Origin of the sequence: Microvirga brassicacearum (genome assembly GCF_008757455.1) — a bacterium.
In the GTDB taxonomy this organism is placed as follows: domain Bacteria; phylum Pseudomonadota; class Alphaproteobacteria; order Rhizobiales; family Beijerinckiaceae; genus Microvirga; species Microvirga brassicacearum.
The window spans coordinates 168568-188509 of sequence record NZ_VCMV01000014.1 but is presented as its reverse complement, the minus strand read 5'-3'; the positions used below and the strand labels follow the sequence as shown (position 1 = coordinate 188509).

Here is a 19942-nt window from a genome sequence, read left to right as displayed (position 1 = left end):
GGAGCCACACCCATGACTTATTGCGTCGGCATTCTCGTCCGGGAAGGCCTCGTCATGATCGCCGACACACGGACCAATGCGGGCGTCGATAACATTGCGATTTTCCGCAAATTGCATCTGTTCGAGGTCCCCGGCGAGAGGATGATCACGCTCGCTACCGCGGGAAATCTCTCGATCAGCCAATCGGTTCTGTCCCTGCTTTCCGAGGGGATCGAGGATCCCCAGACCGGTGAGTTGGAGACGCTTTTCACCGTTCCCACCATGGTGAAAGCCTCCCGTCTCGTCGGGCGAGCGATCCGCCAAGTCTATGCGGCGGACGGTGCCGACATGGAAATGCGGAATATGTCGTTCGACGTGACTCTCCTGTTGGGTGGTCAGATCCTCGGCGGCGACATGAGGCTGTTTCAGATCTACGCTGCCGGCAACGCCATCGAGGCGACCGACGACACGCCGTTTCTGCAGATCGGCGAGCCAAAATACGGCAAGCCGATCCTGGACCGTGCCATTGCGCACGACACCGCGATCGTGGAGGCGCTAAAGCTTGGGCTTATCTCCATGGACTCGACGTTGAAATCCAATCTGGGGGTGGGGCTGCCGATCGACATCGTGGTCGCCAAACGGGATGCGCTGCGAGCCGGCATCCGCTACCGCATCGAAGAGGACGAGCCCTATTTCCGTGACCTTCGCGATCGCTGGTCTTCCGCCCTCAGGGCCGCCCATCAGGCAATCCCGCGCCCGCCCTATGCGGACGAGGGGTTTTAAAACCCTGATCGCTGAACCCGCCACTTTACGATGCGTCAGCAAGGCTCGCGCAGGGAGCCTCCGCCTATGAGTGACGAGAGTTCGCAAGGCTTCAACATCTTCTGCCGTCGTGATGAACCGGATATCCGCTGCGCTGTGCCCGAGGAGCGGCCGGTGCCGCCTTTTCTTGAAGCGCCGGTTTGGGAATTCGCAGGCAGAATGGACCGCGGGGCGCTCGCCTCTGCGGGGTTCGGAGAGCGCGAGATCGCAGAGGCGATCCAGGCGCAGGGCTACTACATCTTCCAGCGGGTCAAACCCTAGCGCATGATGCCGAAAAGTGTGCAACGGCTTTCGGCCGACATCATGCTGATCTAGAGACGGACTCCCGTCACTGCATGACCGGGCGCTCCGCCGAGGCTGTGGTGTCGATGCTGACCACCACCGACATTCCCGGCGCGAGGCGGTTTGCCAGTTCCTGACCGGGATCAATGGCAATGCGCACCGGAAGCCGTTGCGCAACTTTTGTGAAGTTGCCGGTGGCGTTGTCGGCCTTCAGCACACTGAATTCCGATCCGGTTGCGGGCGAGAAGCGCTCGATATGCCCACGCAAAGACTCATCGGGCAAGGCGTCGACCGCAAATGTCGCCGGCTGACCCACCTTCATGCCGGCGAGCTGTGTTTCCTTGAAATTTGCCACGACCCAGAACCGCTTCGGCACGACTGTAAGAAGTTGCGTGCCGGCCGAGACGTATTGCCCCAGCCGGGCGCCGACTTCGCCGAGCCGTCCGTCCTCGGGCGCAACGATGCGGGTGTTCTGCAGATCGATCTCGGCAAGGTGAACAGCCGCCTCGGCGCCTTCGACGGCAGCTTCCAACGATTGCCGGCTGACGATCGTCGCTGCCAGATCCTGCCGCGACACTTCCAGCGCCGCTTGTGCCTGGCTCAACGCCGCGGCCGCCTGATCGCGCGCGGATCGGCTTTGGTCCGCCTGGCTTTGCGTTGTCACGCCGCGCTGGAGAAGCGGTTCGATGCGCCCCCAATTGGCTTCAGCCGCCGTGAAAGCCGCTTGCGCGCTGTCGACCTGCGCCTGGCTGGATTTGATGCGGGCCTCGTCCGAGCGGCGCTTCTGTTCGGAATTTGCCAAGGCGGCCTGTTGCGCCGCGAGAGTTGCTCGGGCTTGCTGGTGTCGTTGTTCAAAAATCCGATCGTCGATCCGAACCAGCATTTGCCCCGCCTTGACCGGCTGATAATCCTGGACCGCCACCTCGACCACGTAGCCTGCGAGTTGCGGACTGATGACAACGACCTGCCCGCGCACATAAGCGTTGTCCGTCGTCTCGATGGCGCTGCTGAATGGTGGCAGGCGCCATGCATAGAGAACAAGAAAAACGCCCGCGAGGCCGACGAGGCAGGCAAGGAGGGTGGTGGTTGATTTGAAGAACTTGGCGATCATGATGTTTGACTTCGAACTTACGAGAACGCGGGTTGAGAAACGGCCGACATACGCCGCCCGATTGCGACCACCGACACATGGATGACGAGAGCAGCCAGGGCGAAGGCGCTCAGCACGGCGATGAGGAGAAAGGCGTCGTTGTAGGCCAGGACGTAGGCCTCGCGTGTGGCCTGTTGGCCGAGAAGGGCGATACCCTCGGCGTTGTGCATGGCGAGGTCGGTGTGAACGCGGGCAAAGACGCCGGCAAGTTGGCCGATCTGTTTTGCGACAATCGGATTGGTGAGCGCAATATGCTCCACGAGAGCGTGCGAATGGACCTTCTCACGCCACGTTACGAACGTGCCGACGACAGCGGAGCCGAGAACGCCGCCGATGCTTTGCGTCGTCAGGAATACGATGATGAAGCTGAGGATGTAGTTCGGACCTTTCTTCAGGGCCGACATCAAGCCCGACGCCATCGCGGGCGGCAGGAACAATGCGCCCGCGCAGGCGATCATGGCCTGGCTGCCATACATCTGAACCGGTCGTGTCAGGTTGGTCGCATGGCTGTCGAGATAGGCGCCGGCGATCAAAAGCGACAGAGCCATCATGTGGATTGCGGGCTCGCGCCCTGGTTTCAGTACGGCCGCGCAGATCGATCCGCCGGCCAACGTCGCTCCCAGGATCACCCAGGAGAGGGTGGCCGTCTGCGCATTCTGCAACCCCAGGACCTGGAAGAACGCGTAGGCGCCGCTCGTCTGCTCCGACAGGACGACCCGGAAGACCAGAAGCGCACCGGTGAAGTGAAGAACCTCACGGCTTGTCAGCCAACGAATGTCGACGAGCGGGCTTTGCCGGTTGAGCTCGATGATGACGGCGCATGTGACCGACGCGATCGCGACCGCCAGCATGACACCGAGCCAGGGTGCTTCGATCCACCAATAAACGCGGCCCAGAACCAGCACCATGGCAATGAGGCCGAACCCGACCGCGATGAAAATGTAGCTCACGATGTCGAGCCAGTGGATCACTTTTGCGCGTGGCTGCGGCGACAGGGGCAGCAGGTACACGGTTGCGAACGCCATGAGGGCGATCGCGAGTTCCATGAGATAAAGGCCGTGCCATTGCCCGATATCGAGAAGAGCCGGCGAGATCAGCCGGGCGATCGGCGCGCCGAGCGAGATATTGGTCAGCGCGAGGCAAAGCCCGAGATTGAGCTTCTTCGCAGGCGGAAAGGGTTCCAGCATATAGAGGAAGGCGAGCGACGAAAGCGGAGCCGCCGCGACGCCGCTGAAGAAGCGCACGATGATGGCCGATTGCAGATCGTCGACGAACAGATGCATCAACGAGACCACAACGAACGCCAGAATGCTGAGTTCGGCGAAGTTGCGAAGGCCGAATTGGGTGCGGATCTTGATCAGCATAAGAGAGAGGCTGACATTGGGCGCCATGTAGACCGCGATGAGCCATGTGGCTTCCGTCGACGTCGCGCCGAGACCCCCCTGGATCTGCGGCAGGTTCGCCGAGATGAGGTTCATGCCAAGGCCCTGGGTCAGGGCAAGAAGCACTGCCGCGAGGACGTAGCTGGAGACGCGCAGCAACGACATGGAAGGCGGCAGCGCGGATGTTTGCGGAGCGGGAACCGCGCTTCCAACTGTGGCGCTCGCCGGGTCGCGTTGTTCTGGGTTGGACACGGAGCGTCCTATCGGGTCGCTTCGATGTTTTTGCCGATGTGACGAAACACCCGGATGGCGGAGGTCAGGTCGGCTTCGGAAACATCGTCAAGGATCTCCGCGCGCACTTCCTCCGCGATGCGCGCGACCGCGGCCGCCTGGGCAAGGCCGTTCTCGGTGAGGAGGATGTGTTTTGCCCGGCGGTCGCCCTCGACCGGGCAGCGTTTGATCAGGTCCTGCTTTTCCAGTCCGTCGAGCAGTCTCACGAGCGTCGGGCTCTCGACCTCCAGCATCTCGGCCAGTTCGGTCTGAGTCATGCCGTCGACCTGCGACACGTGCCGGAGAAGCCGGGCCCGGGCGAGCGTGAGCCCGATGCGCTTCACACGTGCGTCGAACAACGTCCTGATCTTTCGGCTCACGATCGACAATTCGTCGGAGAAGAGGGTCCGTAGATCTGATGGGAGCATATCTATAGCTGACATATATGTAGCATCCTAACCATATCGGCGATATAAGGGTTGGCCACGCGATGCGCAAGGCTCAGGTTCTTATCCCCTTAGACGAGGCGTCATAGGTGTGGCCTCGCCGTCTAATTCCTAGGCGTCATGCTGCGAGGAGGGCGCGCCTGTCGATGCGTCCGACGCGGGACAGGAGGTATTCGACCTCCTCGATCGCTTTCGATGTGAGGCCGATATTTGGAGCCCGCTGGGCGTCGCTTGCCAGGATCCCGCGCCGTTTCATGACGTACTTGCGGATCGCGAGCCCGACGCCCTGCTGTTGTTCATAGCGAATCAGCGGCAGGTGGGCGTCGAAGAGATCGTGAGCGGCATCCCGGTCACCGGCTTTCGAGAGCCTGACCACATCGGCCAGCATATCGGGGAAGGCATAGCCAGTCATGGCGCCGTCAGCCCCACGTTCCATCTCGAAATCGAGGAACAAAGCCCCGTTGCCGGTCAAGATCGAGAGAGGGCGCATCGTTCCTTCACGCTGAAATTTGCGCAGGGCCGAGATTTTCTCGAGTCCGGGCCAGTCCTCATGCTTGAGCATCACGCAGGACGGAATCTCCTCCACGATGCGGCGGATGACGCCGGGCGTCATGACCACACTCAAGGTCAGCGGATAATCCTGCAGGACCCAGGGCACGTCTGCGCCGATCGCCTCGATCGCCTGCCGGAAATATCCCACGATCTGATCGTCGGTGCGCAGATGCGGGGGCGGAGCGATCATCACCCCGGCCGCCCCCTCGTTCATGACCTGATGGGTGAGGGCGCGCATCGCCGCGAAACCGGGCGCCGAAACGCCCACCACGATCGGGAGCGATTTCGCCCGCCTGATCATCCGCGTCGCGATGCTCAAGCCTTCCTGTGCCTCGAGCTTGGGCGCTTCGCCCATGATGCCGAGCACCGTGATGCCGGTGCAGCCTGCCTCGGCGTAGAAATCCGTCATCCGGTCAAGCGACACGTCGTCGATGCGGCCGTCTTCATGAAACGGCGTCGGAGCAATGGCGTAGACGCCCTCGGAGGTCTGGCTCAGCGGCATTCGTTTTCTCACGGTTTGAATCTGGGAGCACATGACATGTTTGGCTCGCCAGAAAAAGGGCTGCTTGCCGCCTCGATCATGCGCTCAGGCACCGTATGGGAGGATAATAAAGATAACGGCGCGGAGCGAGTTGCAGCGGGTGGTTGAATCGACGTTGCTTCACCATCGGCCAAAAGGCGTGTAGGGGCAGTCCTTATTGTCCGGCTGTCTCAGCCGTTCTCGCTGGAAAACCTCACATGTCGCAACTCCGCAAACCCCCTATGGCGTCACCCTTGAGGCCGCTGCCTGCGCTCATCTTCAGCTCGCGCTGGCTTCAGTTGCCGCTTTATCTCGGCCTTATAGTGGCGCAAGGCGTCTATGTGTTCTTGTTCCTGAAGGAACTCTGGCACCTCGTGACGCACGCGGCGAATTTTTCCGAGCAGCAGATCATGCTGCTGGTCCTGGGCCTGATCGACGTCGTGATGATCTCGAACCTGCTCATGATGGTCATCATCGGCGGCTACGAGACGTTCGTGTCGCGACTGCAGCTCCACGGACATCCGGATCAGCCGGAATGGCTTGGCCACGTGAACGCCAGCGTACTGAAGATCAAGCTGGCGATGGCCATCATCGGCATCTCGTCGATCCACCTGCTCCGGACCTTCATCGAGGCGGGAAATATCGGAATGGCGGGCAAAACCAATTACACGGAAACGGGGGTCATCCTGCAGACCGTCATCCATACCGTCTTCATCCTTTCCGCTCTGGGCATTGCTTTCGTCGATCGGATGTCCGCAGTCGTCGACAAAGAGCACTAGGCGAAGGGGCGCTTTCTGGGCTGATTTGGCGCGAGCGGCATCTGAATGGTGTTGAAAAGCACCTAAGACCACTATGGACAGCGTGCGACCAATATGAGACCAGTTAAGCGTGAGCGAAACTGGTCCTCATAGGCACTTCCGGTCCCTTTACCGGCAGTCGGACCCCGGATCCCGTGTCAACGAGGATCTGTGTGGTCTGCATGCAGGGTATGGGTGGATCGTCGATGGCGCGACGGGGGTTTCCGGCGGGAAAGCAACCCCGGGGCCTAGCGATGCCGCATGGCTTGCCAACACTATCGGCGCGAGCCTCAGCCGACTGACGGTTGCAGGAACCTCCATCGGCGCGGTCCTGGCGACACTCGAATCGGCGGTGGCGGCCGCTTTTCAAGGCCTCGCGCCGGCGATCCCGGACGCCGATCCAGGCCCGGCGGCCTGCCTCGGGCTGCTCGCGCTCCTGGCCGATAGCGAAGGGCTCCTTCTTCATGGGGCTTTGCTTGGCGACGTGGTGGCCCTCGTGCCGACGGCAGGCGGCATCGTCCGCTGGACCGACGAGCGGGCAAAGCCATTCGAGAAACGCACATTGGCCTCTCTGGACCTCTCAGGCCGGTCGGAACCGGGGCTCCTGCCGGAGGCGGTCAGGCTGCAAATTCTTGAAAATCGCCGGCAGCTCAATCGCCCGGACGGATATTGGGTGGTCCAGCCCCAACGACCCTGGGCGGGGCGCGAACTGACCTTTGAGGCGAGGATCAAACCCGGCCAGCCCGTTGTTCTCGCCACCGACGGATTCATGCGGCTCACCGATGTGTTCGGCGCCTATACGGATGCCGACCTGTATGCCGCCCTCGCGGAGGGCAGGGGAGCCAGCCTGATGGCAGAGTTGCGAGATCTCGAGCGCCGGGACAGCATGGCGGCCAACTTTCCGCGTGTTAAAACGCACGATGACGCCACGGTTCTGGTGCTCGAAGTGGAAGCGTAAATTGAATTCCGGACAGCAAGGCAAAGACCGGCTGGCGGTGTGACGGAGGAGACTGCAACAATGAGGGAGCTGACGATGAAATTGACAAGACGAATGATGATGGGCGTCGCCATGGGCGGCTATCTTCTCTCGGCCGGTGCCGCGATGGCCAAGACCGAGCTGACCTTCTGGAGTTGGCGGCAGGAAGACAAGGCTTTCTACAACGAAATCATCAAGAAGTTTCAGGAGAAAGAGCCGGAGATTTCGGTAAAGTTCGAAACCTACGCACCTGAAAACTACCAGACCATCCTGTCCACCGCGCTCGCTGCCGGCCGTGGCCCGGACGTCATCCAGGCTCGTGCCTATGGAAATCTCGAGACGATCGCGGCGCCGGGCTACCTGCTGGCGCTCGACAAGCAGACTGTGCCTGAGCTTGCAAATTTCCCGGAGCCGGCGCTCGCGGCAGAGACTTTGCGCTCCGACGGCAAGGTCTATGCGGTGCCGTTTGCGACGCAAACCATGTTGGTCATCTACAACAAGAAGATCTTCGCTGACGCGGGCGTCAAGCCGCCACAGACCTGGGATGAATTGATCGCGCTGAGTGCGGCGCTGAAGGCGAAGAACGTCACGCCGTTTGCCAACGGCACCGCGACCGCGTGGCAGAACGAGACGATTGTGGCGGCCCTGCTCTCGTCGATGCTCGGCAAACAGTTCGAGGAGGACATCGCGTCGGGCAAGGCGAATTTCACCGATCCGCGTTATGTCAACGCTCTCTCGAAGCTCAAGGACATCAGCCAGTACTTCGCGCCGAATTTCATCGGCGTCGATTATGCGTCTTCGCAGCAACTCTTTGCGGCAGGTCGCGCGGCGATGTTTGCGGGCGGGTCCTTCGAGGTCGCGAACTTCAAGGCGCAAAACCCCGCTCTCGATCTCGGCGTCTTCGCTTCGCCGGTGGCAAAGCCGGGCGATGAGCGGCTGATCGCGCGCTATTACGATGGCGGATACGCGGTCAACGCCAAGTCGGACAAGACGGACGCGGCGCTCAAATTCGTGCGCTTCCTTGCAACGCCCGAATACGGCACTGCCTTCACGAACGCGCTCAAGAATCTGTCGCCGATCAAGGGCATCAAGATCGAGGATCCGCTGACCCAGGAAGTGGCGAAGCTGGCCGACAACTCGATGTCCTATCTCATGCTCGTGCGCTTCCGTTATCAGGAGCCGAGCGGATCGGTTCTGCTGCAGTCGAATGTGCAGAAAATGCTCGCCGGACAGCAGACGCCGGAGCAGGCCGCGGCCGAGATCAACAAGGGTATCGCGACCTACTACAAGCCGTTCCAGAAGTAACATCCTTGAGGCGGCGGGCATGGGCTCGCCGCCTTTCTTCGTGCTGGTTCGTTTCATCGAAACTCAAGCCCGCTCGGAAGGATTGTTTTGCCGTTTCTACGTCGAACCGGTGCCCTCCGCCGGATCACGCTTTCAAGGCTCAGCCCATGCCCGTCTCGCCGAAACAGGCCCGCACGCTGAAGCATCGCAGTTGGGTGGCTTTTCTCGTCCTCCCGCCGATCGTCTTCATGTCGCTGTTCGTGGTGTATCCGATCCTGTCGGCCTTCGCTTATGCGTTCTATGAATGGCGCGGGCTGGCGCGCGGCGAGTTTATCGGTCTGGCAAATTTCCGCGACGTGCTGTTTGGCGCCACCATGGCGCCGGTGGTGTGGAACGCGTTTCTGAACAACGTTCAGGCGCTTATTGCCCTGATGATCATCCAGAATGGCGGCGGGTTCCTGCTGGCCTGGCTGCTCTACAAGGAGCCGTTCGGCTTCCGGTTTCATCGCGTTGCCGTGTTCGTGCCGGTGGTTCTTTCCACGATCATCGTGGGCTTCCTCTGGAAACTCTTTCTCAACCCGAATTTCGGCCTCGTGAACCAGGCGCTGCTTTCGGTCGGGCTCGGCGCTTTCGCCAGGCCCTGGCTTGGCGATCCGTCGACCGCGCTCGGGGCGTTGATCCTCGCCAATGCGTGGCATTTCATCGGGTTCCCGACGCTGGTCTACCTCGCGGGCATGCAGCGCATCCCCTCTGAGATTATCGAGGCCGCGCGCCTCGACGGCACGAGCGAGTGGCAACTTCTCAAGTCCATCATCTGGCCGCTCGTTGCTCCCAGCACGACGATCCTGTTCACCCTGTTGTTCATCGGCGCGTTCAACTGGTTCGAAATTCCTTACGTAATGGCCGGGCTTGATGGATCGCCGTTCGGGAACACCGATGTGCTCGGCCTTGTGTTCTACCGCACGGCTTTCGGCAATCAGAGCGCGAGCATCCAGAATTTCGGCGAAGGGTCGGCTCTTGCGACGCTGATCTTCCTCTTCATCGTCGTTTTCGCCTCGATGCTCACTTTGTGGCTGCGGCGTCGGGAGATTCAGTTTTGAGCACCGCTCCCGCCTCGTCCCGGCCCATCTCGTTCGCGTTTCTGGTGCAGATCGTGCTGATCGCGAACTCGTTCATCATGCTCTATCCCGTAGTCGTGATGATCTTTTCGGCCTTCAAGAGCACGGCTGAAATCTTCGAGCATCCGTTTGCGATTCCGAATTTCACGCAGGTTCAGAACTTCGCGCGCGTGCTCGGCGAGACCTCGATGCCAACCTATTTCATGAATTCGATCGTCGTCACCGGCACGTCCATCGTCCTCATTATCGTGCTCGGCACGATGGCGGGGTATGCGATTGCTCGATACGAGTCGCGCACGAACACTTTCATTCTGCTGTTCTTTCTTGCCGGGCTGATGCTGCCGCTGAAGCTTGCGGTCATCCCGCTGTTCATTCTGCTGCGGGACCTGAGCCTGCTGGACAGCCGTTGGAGCCTGATCGTCACCTACACGGCCATCGGGTTGCCATCGGCCGTGTTCATCATGGCGGGGTTCCTGCGCTCGCTGCCGGCCGAATTGGAGGATGCGGCGCGGATCGACGGGGCGTCCGAGCCGCGGATTATGTGGTCGGTGATGCTGCCCCTGGCACTGCCGCCCATGGCCATTGCGGCGATCCAGAACGCGGTGCCGATCTGGAATGACTTCTTTTTCCCGCTCGTGTTCATCCAGACAGACGCCTACAAGACGCTGCCGCAGGGTTTGACGACCTTCATGGGTGAGTATACCACCGATTGGGGCATGCTGTTTGCCGGTCTCACGATTGCGGCCGCCCCCATCACGCTTCTCTACATCGCGTTGTCACGCCAGTTTATTCAGGGCATGACAGCCGGAGCCGTGAAGTAGGAGACGTCGCATGTTGATCCCCAAGGGCGCACTGATCGTTTCCTGTCAGGCCAGGGCGGATAATCCGCTCCACGGTCCCATCTTCATGTCCGCCATGGCCCGCGCCGCGACCGCGGGCGGTGCCGCGGGCTTTCGGGCGAACGGCGCCGAGGACGTGGCGGCCATCCGGGCGATCAGCACGCATCCAATCATCGGCATCGACAAAGTCTGGGACGATCGCTTCCCTGTCTACATCACGCCCAATTTCAGCGCCGCGGCGCGCATTGCGCGGGCCGGTGCCGATATCATCGGCGTCGACGCGACTAGGCGGCCCCGTGATGGTGAACCGGTTGATCAGTTGATCGCCCGCATCCGGCAGGAGCTCGGACGGGAGGTTTTTGCGGATGTCGCCACGCTCGAGGAGGGCAGGGCGGCCCGCGCTGCCGGCGCAACCTACATCGCCACGACCCTGTCCGGTTACACGGAAGAGACGGCAGCAAGCAGAGATGCCGGGCCTGACCTCGAGCTTCTGTCTGTCTTGGTCGCCATCGGCGAAGGGCCGGTGGTGGCCGAAGGTCGCTTCGACACGCCTCAGCTAGTCGCGGAGGCGTTCAAGCGAGGCGCACACGCGGTGGTGGTCGGTACGGCGATCACCAACCCGCGCGAGATCACCCGGAAGTTTGTCGAGGCCGCGGCACCCTGGGCGAGCGCACCTAACGACGACGCTTCCTGACCCGGAAGCGGACTGTCCCTGACGGAGAACGAAATGGCGAATGTGTCGATCCGCGAAATCCGGAAATCCTTCGGGCCGGTTTCGATCATCAAAGGTGTCGATGTCGACATTGCGGACGGCGAATTCGTCATTCTCGTCGGCCCGTCCGGCTGCGGAAAGTCGACGCTTCTGCGCATGATCGCGGGGCTGGAGGATGTCACATCGGGAGAGATCCGCATCGGAGATCGCCTCATCAACGACGTCCCGCCGAAGAACCGCGATATCGCCATGGTGTTCCAGAGCTACGCGCTCTATCCGCACATGACGGTGGCCGACAACATGGCGTTCTCGCTCAAGCTGAAGGGCGCCCCCAAGGCGGAGCAGCAGAAGCGAGTGGGCGATGCGGCCGCCTCGCTTGGCCTTACGGATCTGCTTGATCGCTATCCCCGCCAATTGTCGGGCGGCCAACGGCAGCGGGTGGCAATGGGGCGGGCTATCGTACGCGACCCGCAGGTTTTCCTCTTCGACGAGCCTCTTTCGAACCTCGACGCAAAGCTGCGCGTTGCCATGCGGGCCGAGATCAAGGAGCTCCACCAACGCCTGAAGACCACGACCGTGTATGTGACGCACGACCAGATCGAAGCAATGACGATGGCCGACAAGATCGTCGTGATGCATGACGGCATCGTCGAACAGGTCGGCGCGCCATTGGAGCTTTATGACCGCCCGCGGAACCGCTTCGTCGCGGGTTTCATCGGTTCTCCCGCGATGAATTTCATCGACGGAACCCTGTCGGATGCTGGACTCGCGTTACCGAGCGGCGCCGTTCTCGCCCTCCACCATCAGCCGCCCGCCGCGAATGGTAGCAAGCTGACATACGGCATCAGGCCGGAGCATCTGCAGCTCGCACCCGCCGGGACGCCGGGAACGATCCCCGCGGTGGTCGCGGTCATCGAGCCGACAGGGCTCGACACGACCTTGATCGTCAAGGCGGAGGGCGGAAGCCTCACCGTTGTGCTGCGGGAACGCGTGACCTTGCGGCCGGGCGATGCGATCGCGCTGCGACCCGTGCCGGAGCAGTCGCACCTTTTCGACGAGCACGGGACGCGCATCGCGACCCTTTGATTTCCCAAAGGGAATATAACGTAAACGTGAAGGCACGGCCGGCTGTCTCGGGTGTAACCCAATGGGAAGACCGTCAATCGCGAGGTTACGCCGTGCTGATCCGTCCCGCTGCCGATATCGTGCCGTCTGAAATCACGCCGCGCGAGGTCTATCTCAACCGCCGCCAGCTGATGGGCGCGGCTGCCGGGGTGGCCCTCGGCGCCGGGCTGCCCGCAGCAGCGGACGCAGCACAGCTCTCGGCCGTAAAGGGACGCTTCTCGACCGACGAGAAGGTCACGAGCCGCGAGGATGTCACCACCTACAACAACTACTATGAGTTCGGAGTCGATAAGGCGGCACCAGCAAAATATGCCCACACGCTCAAGACTGTACCCTGGACCATCAAGGTCGATGGACTCGTCGGCAAACCGGCGGAGTACGCGCTGGAGGACCTGATCAAATCCTCCGCCCTCGAGGAGCGGATCTACCGCATGCGGTGCGTCGAGGGCTGGTCGATGGTGATCCCCTGGGTCGGATTTCCGCTCGCGGACCTGATCCGAAGGGTTGAGCCGCAAGGCAGCGCCAAATATGTGGCGTTCGAGACCGCCTACCGGCCGAAGGAAATGCCGGGCCTGCAATCCGCTTTCCCGGTGCTCGACTGGCCCTACGTTGAAGGGTTGCGCCTGGACGAGGCAATGAACCCGCTCGCCATTCTGGCGGTCGGCCTTTATGGGGAAACGCTGCCGAACCAGAACGGAGCGCCTATTCGACTGGTCGTTCCTTGGAAATATGGATTCAAGGGAATCAAATCCATCAGCCGGATCAGCTTTGTCGAGAAAGAACCGCCGACGTCCTGGAACCGGCAGGCAGCGAACGAATATGGGTTTTATGCCAACGTGAACCCTGCCGTCGATCATCCACGCTGGAGTCAGGCGACGGAACGCCGGATCGGCGAGGGCGGCCTGTTCGTGAAAAGGCGGCCGACTGTGCTCTTCAACGGCTACGCCGAACAGGTAGCCTCGCTCTATGCAGGCATGGACCTGAAAAAGTTCTACTGATGCGAGCGCAGGGCCAACCGCAGGCGGTGAAGTTCACGCTTCCGCAGGTGCCGAAGATCGCCATCTACATTGTCGGTTTCATTCCGGCGGTCTGGCTCTTCTATGAGGGTATCAACGATCGGCTCGGCGCCGATCCGATGCGCTATCTCGAACAATCGCTTGGCTTGTGGGCTTTGCGCTTTTTGATCGCAACGCTTGCCATCACACCCTTGCGGCAACTCCTCAAGATCAATCTTCTGCGCTATCGGCGTGGGCTCGGCCTCCTGGCCTTCTACTATGCGTGCCTGCACCTCCTGACCTATCTGGTGCTCGATCAGGGCCTCGACGTGGCGGCGATCGTCGCGGACATCGTCAAGCGGCCCTACATCACCGTTGGAATGGCGACCTTCATCATCCTGATCCCGCTTGCGGTCACCTCCAACAACGCTTCTGTCCGGAAATTGGGCGGCCATGCCTGGGCGCGGCTGCACCGATTAGTGTATCTTGCCGCTATCGGCGCTGCGCTGCATTTCATTCTCGTGGTGAAATCCTGGCCGCCCGAGCCGCTCGTCTACGCCGCGATCGTAGCGACGCTGCTCGGATACCGCCTGATCCGGTCGCTGATCAAAAAGCCCCAGCCGCGCCGTCGCGCCGCTTGATGGCACGGGTGAATTGGGTACGATGCGCCTCCTCTCGGCATCGGAGGATCGCATGGCGCGGTCTCTAGGCTCGAACCTCTCCTCACTTCTCCGCGCGTGGGTCGTCGGCGTCGTTTCTGGCCTGACGTTCCTCGCACCCGCGGCAGGTGCCCAGCCCAAGAATGTCGTCGTGTTCGCCGCGGCCAGCCTGAAGGACGCGCTGGACGACGTGAATCGTGCGTGGGAGCGCGACACGGGAAAGCCCGCCACTATCGTTTATGCGGCCAGCAATCTGCTGGCGAAGCAGATCGACGCGGGAGCGCCGGCCGATCTCTTCGTGTCCGCGGATCTGGACTGGATGATCTACGCCGTCGCCAAAAAGCTCATTCGCGCGGAGAGCCGTGTCGACCTGCTGGGAAACAGCCTTGTGTTGATCGCGCCAAAAGACACCAGGGTCGAGACGACAACCCATTCTATCGCCACGATGCTTGGATCCGGTCACCTCGCCATGGGCAACGTCGATGCTGTTCCGGCCGGAAAATACGGCAGGGCGGCGCTTGAACATCTGGGCGAATGGGACGCGGTGAAGGGCCGCATCGTGCAGGCCGAAAGCGTGCGCGCGGCGTTGCTGCTGGTGTCGCGCGGAGAGGCGCCGCTGGGTATTGTCTATCGGAGCGATGCGGCGTCCGATCCCAGCGTGACGGTCGTTGCGGCATTCCCGCCCGATAGCCACCCGCCCATTGTCTATCCCGTCGCGCTCACGGCCGATTCAAAACATCCGGACGCGGCGGCGTTTCTTGCTTTCTTGCGATCGCCAAGGGCGAAACCGTTGTTTGAGGCGCGGGGATTCATTGTCCTGAACCAGCCGGCTGCCCGTTCGTGAACACCTGGCTTTCTCCCGAAGAATGGACGGCTGTCGGCATCAGTCTCAAGGTGGCGTTCACGGCCATGGCTGCGAGCCTCTTGCCAGGCATTGCGATCGCGGTCGCACTTGAGCGGGGGCGGTTCTGGGGGCGGGCCGCGCTCGACGTGCTGGTCCATCTGCCGCTGGTTCTTCCGCCGGTGGTCGTCGGCTATCTCTTGTTGCTGGGCTTTGGCAAGAAAGGTCCCATCGGATCGTTCCTCGCCGAGAACCTTGGCGTCGTCTTTTCGTTTCGCTGGACAGGCGCGGCGCTTGCCTGCGCCATTATGGGGTTTCCGTTGCTGGTGCGCGCCATCCGACTCTCGCTTGCGTCAGTGGATCGGAAACTCGAAGACGCCGCAGGAACGCTTGGCGCAAATCCCGCCTGGGTGTTTCTCGTCGTTACCTTGCCGCTGATCGTGCCGGGCATCCTCGCCGGCATGGTGTTGTCGTTTGCCAAAGCAATGGGCGAGTTCGGCGCGACAATTACATTCGTCTCCAATATTCCGGGCGAAACACAAACGCTGCCAACGGCGATCTACACGTTCATCCAGATTCCGGGCGGCGAGGGTGGGGCGATGCGGCTGACCATCGTCTCGATCCTCATCTCGATCGGCGCGCTGTCGGCGTCCGAATGGATGGCGCGGCGTGTGCGGCGAAGGCTGTCGACGCGATGAGCCTCGATGTGGACGTGCGCCACCAGCAGGGCGGCTTTACGCTTCAAGCAAAGTTCCAGTCGGACGGACGCCTCACGGCCCTGTTCGGGCGGTCGGGAGCAGGCAAGTCGACGCTCATCAACGTGATCGGCGGTCTCATCCATCCGGTGCGCGGTCGCATCGTCGTCAACGGAAGGATACTCTTCGATTCGACGCAGAGGATCTCGATTCCACGACATCGGCGGCGCATCGGTTGCGTTTTTCAGGAAGGCCGCCTGTTCCCTCATCTGAATGTTCGCCAAAATCTCCTTTTCGGTCGCTGGTTCACTCCAATCGCCCGACGGGTCACTCGCCTCGACGATGTGGTTTCGTTGTTGGGCATCGAGCAGTTGCTCGGCAGGCGACCGGTCACTTTATCGGGTGGCGAGAAACAGCGCGTGGCTATCGGTCGCGCGCTGCTGGCCGACCCGGAATTGCTTTTGATGGACGAACCCCTCGCTTCACTGGACGACGAGCGCAAGGCGGAGATCTATCCCTATATCGAGCGCCTCCGCGATGACGGTCATGTGCCGATCGTGTTCGTCACGCATTCGGTCGCGGAGATCGCGCGGCTCGCGACCTCGATCGTCGTCCTGACGGACGGCCAGGTGACCGCGTCGGGCCCGGCTGCCGACATCCTGCGCAACTCAAGCCTGTTTTCACAATTCGGTCCGGCAGAGGCGGGGGCGGTCATCGACGCGCATGTGCTGGCACAAGACGATGAATTCAGCCTGACCGTTCTCCAGGCAAAATCCGGCACGCTCACCGTCCCGCGCCTCGCCCGTACGATCGGCGCCTCGCTGCGTCTTCGGCTCCGGGCTCGCGACGTCATGGTGTCGCTTGAGAAGCCGCAAGCCTTGAGTGCGCTGAATGTGCTGCCGGGACATATCGTGGCACTCGAGACATCCGGGGCCAGCGTCGATGTGACCATTGATTGCGCAGGCGATCTCGTTGTCGCGAGGCTCACCCGCAAGTCTGTGCACGACCTGGGGCTTCGACCCGGTCTTGCCGTCCACGCCATCATCAAGGGGGTCGCGTTCGAAGGCGATGCCGCAGCTGTCCCGCCCGCCTCGTCGCCGTGATGTCGGTCCTGCGCGCCGTCATAAGGGTTGCGCCGCGGGACCGGGCGTGTAGCTTCCAGTCATCATCATTCATTATCCAAGAGAGACCATCATGAACGATCAGTTCCGGAGCCCGGCCGCCGATACCCTACACGCGGCGCGCTTGGATCGTCTGGCGGAGATCGCCGTGCGGGTGGGGCTTGGCCTTAAAGCTGGTCAGGAGGTCGTCATCACGGCCCCTATCGAGGCTCTCCCGCTGGTCAGGCGCATCACCGAGCATGCCTATAAAGCCGGCTCATCGCTCGTCACGACTTTGTTCTCCGACGAGGAATCGACGCTTTTGCGCTTCCAGCATGCGAAAGACGATACCTTCGACAACGCCACGGGCTGGCTCTATGACGGCATGGCGGCGGCCTACAAGAGCGGCGCGGCACGCCTTGCTATCGTGGGCGACGACCCTTCGCTTCTCGCCAAACAGGATACCGACAAGGTGTCCCGCGCCAATCGCGCCCGCTCGAAGGCTTACCGGCCTGCGCTCGATCTCATCGTCGGCTTCGACATCAACTGGACCATTGTCTCCGCCGCGACGCCCGCCTGGGCCAAGGCGGTCTTCCCGGAGGTTTCGGAGGCAGTGGCGGTCGCGAAGTTGTGGGACGCCATTTTTGCCGCCTCGCGAGCCGACCTCGATGACCCGATCGGGGCATGGAACACCCACAATGCCAACCTGCATGCTCGCACGAAGTTGTTGAACGCCAAAAGCTACGCGACACTCCACTTCCGCGGTCCGGGCACGGATCTGCGGGTGGGGCTTGCGGACGATCACGAGTGGAACGGCGGATCGAGCCGGGCCAAGAACGGCGTCGTTTGCAATGCGAATATCCCGACCGAGGAGGTTTTCACGACACCGCACAAGGATCGGGTTGACGGCTTCGTGCGCAGCACGAAACCACTCTCGTATCAGGGCACCCTGATCCAGGACATCGAGGTCAAGTTCGAGAATGGCCGGATCGTCGAGAGCAGGGCACGCACCGGCGAAGCCGTGCTGAACAAGGTTCTGGAGACCGATGAAGGATCCCGGCGCCTTGGCGAAGTTGCGCTGGTGCCGAATTCATCGCCGATTTCGCAAAGCGGACTTCTTTTCCTCAACACGCTTTTCGATGAGAACGCGTCAAGCCACATCGCTCTTGGCCAGGCCTATAGCAAATGCATCAGGAATGGCGGTTCGATGAGTGAGCAGGAGCTTGCCGCGAAAGGCGCCAATACGAGCCTGATCCATATCGACTGGATGATAGGCTCAAGCGAGGTCGACGTAGACGGCGTGACGGCGGAAGGCGAGGCGGAACCCCTCATGCGCAGAGGTGAGTGGGTAACTCAATAACGTCGTCGAAACTAAGTTGCAATGACGCCCAGGCGGCCTGACATTCGAAAGTTGTCATGCCGGATGCGCACAGGTATTGAACAGGTACGGCCCCGACGCATCGTTTGGGCATCCTCGTCACTTGAGCGGTGGGTCATGTCGGGAGAAACAGTGAAACACGTACCAGTCGGCGAACCTTTGCTGTCGGTTCGCTCGTTGTCGGTCGAATTCGGAAGCGCCGAGGGTGCTTTCCGAGCGGTGAAGAACGTGAGCTTCGACGTGCAGCCGGGAAAAACCCTCGCCGTCGTGGGCGAATCCGGGTCCGGCAAGTCGGTGACGTCGCTCGCCATCATGCGCCTGACGGATTACACCGGCGGCCGGATCAGCAGCGGCGAGGTCCTCTTCCGGCCTTCGAAGGGCCAAGCGCTCGATCTCGTCCACGCTGCCGACACGAGCCTCAGGTCGATCCGCGGCAACGAGATTGCGATGATCTTTCAGGAGCCGATGACCTCTCTCAATCCGGTGTTCACGGTGGGAAACCAGATTGCCGAGACATTGGTGCTTCACGAAGGCTTGAGCGCACGCGAGGCATTGGCGCGTGCCGAAGCTTTGTTGGAAAAGGTTCGCCTGCCGGACGCGAAGAAGCTGCTCGATCGCTACCCGCATCAACTGTCGGGGGGAATGCGCCAGCGCGTCATGATCGCGATGGCGCTCGCCTGCAACCCGAAACTTCTGATCGCGGACGAGCCGACCACCGCGCTCGACGTGACGATCCAGGCTCAGATCCTGAATATCATCCGTGACCTGCAGCAGGAGATGGGAACCGCCGTCATCTTTATCACCCATGACATGGGCGTTGTGGCTGAAATGGCCGATGACGTGGTGGTGATGTGGAAGGGCGAGAAGGTCGAGGAAGCTCCTGTGCGCGAGATTTTCGCGGCACCGAAACATCCCTATACCCGCGCGCTGCTGTCCGCGGTGCCGCGGCTCGGCAGCATGACGGGCCAGCCTTTGCCGAAGCGCACGCCCGTTATTGTGATCGAGGACGGTGCGCCCAAGGAAGTGGGCGAGACGCATGTGCAGGACACAGCGGATTACGCCAAACCGATCCTGCAGGTCGACAAGATGACCACGCGCTTTGACGTGGGCAAAACATTCTTCGGCCGGGTCACGCATCGGGTCCACGCCGTCGAAGAAGTCAGCTTCGACATCTACCCGGGCGAGACACTCGCGCTCGTGGGCGAATCCGGCAGCGGCAAGTCGACGATCGGACGCACGTTGCAGCAGCTCATCGAACCCACTGGCGGAACGGTGCGCTTCGACGGACACGACATGGGTTCGATGAGCTCAGCCGAGCGCCGTCGCCTGAAGCAGGAAATCCAGTATATCTTCCAGGATCCTTTCGCCTCGCTCGATCCGCGCCACACCATCGGCTTCAGTGTCGCCGAACCCATCGTCGTCCACAATCTGCTACAGGACCGGAAGGCGATCGATCGTCGGGTCCAGGAGTTGCTCGATCAGGTCGGCCTGCTGCCGCAGCACGCCAAGCGTTATCCGCATGAATTCTCCGGGGGGCAACGCCAGCGCGTCTGCATCGCACGGGCGCTTGCCAGCAACCCGAAGCTGATCATCGCCGACGAATCCGTCTCTGCACTGGACGTGTCGATCCAAGCGCAGATCGTGAATTTGCTGATGGAGCTACAGCAGCAGAAGGACTTGTCGTATCTGTTCATCACGCACGACATGGCGGTGGTGGAAAAAATCAGCCATCGCGTCGCGGTGATGTATCTCGGCCAGATTGTCGAGATCGGCACCCGACAGGCGGTGTTCGAGAACCCTCAGCATTCCTACACGCGCAAGCTGTTGGCGGCAGTGCCGATTGCAGACCCTGCTCGTGAGCGCGCCAAGAGGCTCATCGAGGGAGAAATCCCCAGTGCAGTTCGACCAGTCGGTCAGGAACCGCTCATTCACCGCATGCGCGAAGTCGAACCGGGCCATTGGGTCGCCATAGAAGCCGACCTGCTCCGCGGGGCTGCATAAACATTAACGGGAGATATCC

20 protein-coding genes are annotated in these 19942 nt (G+C 61.6%); 16 read left to right on the top strand and 4 right to left on the bottom strand.

The window, feature by feature from the left end; genetic code table 11:
* The first annotated feature begins 12 nt into the window (after positions 1-12).
* On the top strand, positions 13-762 hold the full coding sequence (locus tag FEZ63_RS11610) for a proteasome-type protease (protein ID WP_150944516.1): 750 nt from the start codon (positions 13-15) through the stop codon (positions 760-762).
* Positions 763-828: 66 nt separating this feature from the next.
* Complete coding sequence (locus tag FEZ63_RS11605; protein ID WP_150944514.1) at positions 829-1062, top strand: hypothetical protein; 234 nt, start codon at positions 829-831, stop codon at positions 1060-1062.
* A gap of 67 nt (positions 1063-1129) precedes the next feature.
* Here FEZ63_RS11605 and FEZ63_RS11600 read toward each other — a convergent pair whose 3' ends face one another.
* The 4 genes from FEZ63_RS11600 to FEZ63_RS11585 form a co-directional block, all read right to left on the bottom strand.
* Entirely contained in the window at positions 1130-2194 is a 1065-nt protein-coding gene (locus FEZ63_RS11600; RefSeq protein ID WP_150944512.1) for an HlyD family secretion protein, read from the bottom strand.
* A 17-nt stretch (positions 2195-2211) separates the two neighbouring features.
* A complete protein-coding gene (locus FEZ63_RS11595; RefSeq protein ID WP_150944639.1) occupies positions 2212-3780 on the bottom strand; it encodes an MFS transporter in 1569 nt (522 codons plus the stop codon).
* 95 nt (positions 3781-3875) lie between these two features.
* Positions 3876-4229, bottom strand: coding sequence for a MarR family winged helix-turn-helix transcriptional regulator (locus FEZ63_RS11590; protein WP_244622759.1), 354 nt, complete (start codon positions 4227-4229; stop codon positions 3876-3878).
* A gap of 220 nt (positions 4230-4449) precedes the next feature.
* Positions 4450-5385 carry a dihydrodipicolinate synthase family protein gene (locus tag FEZ63_RS11585; protein ID WP_150944509.1) on the bottom strand — a complete coding sequence of 312 codons (936 nt, stop codon included), beginning with the start codon at positions 5383-5385 and terminating at the stop codon, positions 4450-4452.
* Between the two features lie 236 nt (positions 5386-5621).
* Here FEZ63_RS11585 and FEZ63_RS11580 point away from each other — a divergent pair, with 236 nt between their 5' ends.
* From FEZ63_RS11580 to FEZ63_RS11515, 14 genes are all read left to right on the top strand, one after another.
* Positions 5622-6182 (top strand): TIGR00645 family protein, encoded by a 561-nt coding sequence (locus FEZ63_RS11580; protein ID WP_150944507.1) that lies wholly within the window; start codon positions 5622-5624, stop codon positions 6180-6182.
* Between the two features lie 109 nt (positions 6183-6291).
* A complete protein-coding gene (locus FEZ63_RS11575) occupies positions 6292-7158 on the top strand; it encodes a hypothetical protein (protein WP_150944505.1) in 867 nt (288 codons plus the stop codon).
* Positions 7159-7233: 75 nt separating this feature from the next.
* On the top strand, positions 7234-8481 hold the full coding sequence (locus tag FEZ63_RS11570) for an extracellular solute-binding protein (protein ID WP_150944503.1): 1248 nt from the start codon (positions 7234-7236) through the stop codon (positions 8479-8481).
* Positions 8482-8627: 146 nt separating this feature from the next.
* Positions 8628-9560 carry a carbohydrate ABC transporter permease gene (locus FEZ63_RS11565; RefSeq protein ID WP_150944501.1) on the top strand — a complete coding sequence of 311 codons (933 nt, stop codon included), beginning with the start codon at positions 8628-8630 and terminating at the stop codon, positions 9558-9560.
* Entirely contained in the window at positions 9557-10399 is an 843-nt protein-coding gene (locus FEZ63_RS11560; RefSeq protein WP_244622758.1) for a carbohydrate ABC transporter permease, read from the top strand. Before FEZ63_RS11565 ends, FEZ63_RS11560 begins: the two co-directional genes overlap by 4 nt.
* 10 nt (positions 10400-10409) lie before the next feature.
* Positions 10410-11111 carry an N-acetylmannosamine-6-phosphate 2-epimerase gene (locus FEZ63_RS11555; protein ID WP_150944499.1) on the top strand — a complete coding sequence of 234 codons (702 nt, stop codon included), beginning with the start codon at positions 10410-10412 and terminating at the stop codon, positions 11109-11111.
* Between the two features lie 33 nt (positions 11112-11144).
* Complete coding sequence (locus FEZ63_RS11550) at positions 11145-12215, top strand: ABC transporter ATP-binding protein (protein ID WP_150944498.1); 1071 nt, start codon at positions 11145-11147, stop codon at positions 12213-12215.
* 92 nt (positions 12216-12307) lie between these two features.
* On the top strand, positions 12308-13252 hold the full coding sequence (gene msrP, locus FEZ63_RS11545) for a protein-methionine-sulfoxide reductase catalytic subunit MsrP (protein WP_150944496.1): 945 nt from the start codon (positions 12308-12310) through the stop codon (positions 13250-13252).
* Positions 13252-13890, top strand: a complete 639-nt coding sequence (msrQ, locus tag FEZ63_RS11540) for a protein-methionine-sulfoxide reductase heme-binding subunit MsrQ (protein WP_150944493.1) — start codon at positions 13252-13254, stop codon at positions 13888-13890. The genes msrP and msrQ overlap by 1 nt, the downstream gene beginning before the upstream one ends.
* A gap of 52 nt (positions 13891-13942) precedes the next feature.
* Positions 13943-14752, top strand: coding sequence for a molybdate ABC transporter substrate-binding protein (modA, locus tag FEZ63_RS11535; protein WP_150944491.1), 810 nt, complete (start codon positions 13943-13945; stop codon positions 14750-14752).
* Positions 14749-15447 carry a molybdate ABC transporter permease subunit gene (modB, locus tag FEZ63_RS11530; protein WP_150944490.1) on the top strand — a complete coding sequence of 233 codons (699 nt, stop codon included), beginning with the start codon at positions 14749-14751 and terminating at the stop codon, positions 15445-15447. Before modA ends, modB begins: the two co-directional genes overlap by 4 nt.
* Positions 15444-16547, top strand: coding sequence for a molybdenum ABC transporter ATP-binding protein (gene modC, locus FEZ63_RS11525; protein WP_150944488.1), 1104 nt, complete (start codon positions 15444-15446; stop codon positions 16545-16547). Before modB ends, modC begins: the two co-directional genes overlap by 4 nt.
* Positions 16548-16638: 91 nt before the next feature.
* On the top strand, positions 16639-17904 hold the full coding sequence (locus FEZ63_RS11520; protein ID WP_150944486.1) for an aminopeptidase: 1266 nt from the start codon (positions 16639-16641) through the stop codon (positions 17902-17904).
* A gap of 135 nt (positions 17905-18039) precedes the next feature.
* Positions 18040-19923, top strand: a complete 1884-nt coding sequence (locus tag FEZ63_RS11515; RefSeq protein ID WP_150944483.1) for an ABC transporter ATP-binding protein — start codon at positions 18040-18042, stop codon at positions 19921-19923.
* Positions 19924-19942: the final 19 nt, after the last annotated feature.

Excerpts from the sequence above, each read along its gene's own strand:
- FEZ63_RS11610 (WP_150944516.1), top strand. The coding sequence starts at position 13 with ATGACTTATTGCGTCGGCATTCTCGTCCGGGAAGGCCTCGTCATGATC.
- FEZ63_RS11605 (WP_150944514.1), top strand. The coding sequence starts at position 829 with ATGAGTGACGAGAGTTCGCAAGGCTTCAACATCTTCTGCCGTCGTGAT.
- FEZ63_RS11600 (WP_150944512.1), bottom strand. The coding sequence starts at position 2,194 with ATGATCGCCAAGTTCTTCAAATCAACCACCACCCTCCTTGCCTGCCTC.
- FEZ63_RS11595 (WP_150944639.1), bottom strand. The coding sequence starts at position 3,780 with ATGTCGTTGCTGCGCGTCTCCAGCTACGTCCTCGCGGCAGTGCTTCTT.
- FEZ63_RS11585 (WP_150944509.1), bottom strand. The coding sequence starts at position 5,385 with ATGCCGCTGAGCCAGACCTCCGAGGGCGTCTACGCCATTGCTCCGACG.
- FEZ63_RS11580 (WP_150944507.1), top strand. The coding sequence starts at position 5,622 with ATGTCGCAACTCCGCAAACCCCCTATGGCGTCACCCTTGAGGCCGCTG.
- FEZ63_RS11570 (WP_150944503.1), top strand. The coding sequence starts at position 7,234 with ATGAAATTGACAAGACGAATGATGATGGGCGTCGCCATGGGCGGCTAT.
- FEZ63_RS11565 (WP_150944501.1), top strand. The coding sequence starts at position 8,628 with ATGCCCGTCTCGCCGAAACAGGCCCGCACGCTGAAGCATCGCAGTTGG.
- FEZ63_RS11555 (WP_150944499.1), top strand. The coding sequence starts at position 10,410 with ATGTTGATCCCCAAGGGCGCACTGATCGTTTCCTGTCAGGCCAGGGCG.
- FEZ63_RS11550 (WP_150944498.1), top strand. The coding sequence starts at position 11,145 with ATGGCGAATGTGTCGATCCGCGAAATCCGGAAATCCTTCGGGCCGGTT.
- msrQ (WP_150944493.1), top strand. The coding sequence starts at position 13,252 with ATGCGAGCGCAGGGCCAACCGCAGGCGGTGAAGTTCACGCTTCCGCAG.
- modA (WP_150944491.1), top strand. The coding sequence starts at position 13,943 with ATGGCGCGGTCTCTAGGCTCGAACCTCTCCTCACTTCTCCGCGCGTGG.
- modC (WP_150944488.1), top strand. The coding sequence starts at position 15,444 with ATGAGCCTCGATGTGGACGTGCGCCACCAGCAGGGCGGCTTTACGCTT.
- FEZ63_RS11520 (WP_150944486.1), top strand. The coding sequence starts at position 16,639 with ATGAACGATCAGTTCCGGAGCCCGGCCGCCGATACCCTACACGCGGCG.
- FEZ63_RS11515 (WP_150944483.1), top strand. The coding sequence starts at position 18,040 with ATGTCGGGAGAAACAGTGAAACACGTACCAGTCGGCGAACCTTTGCTG.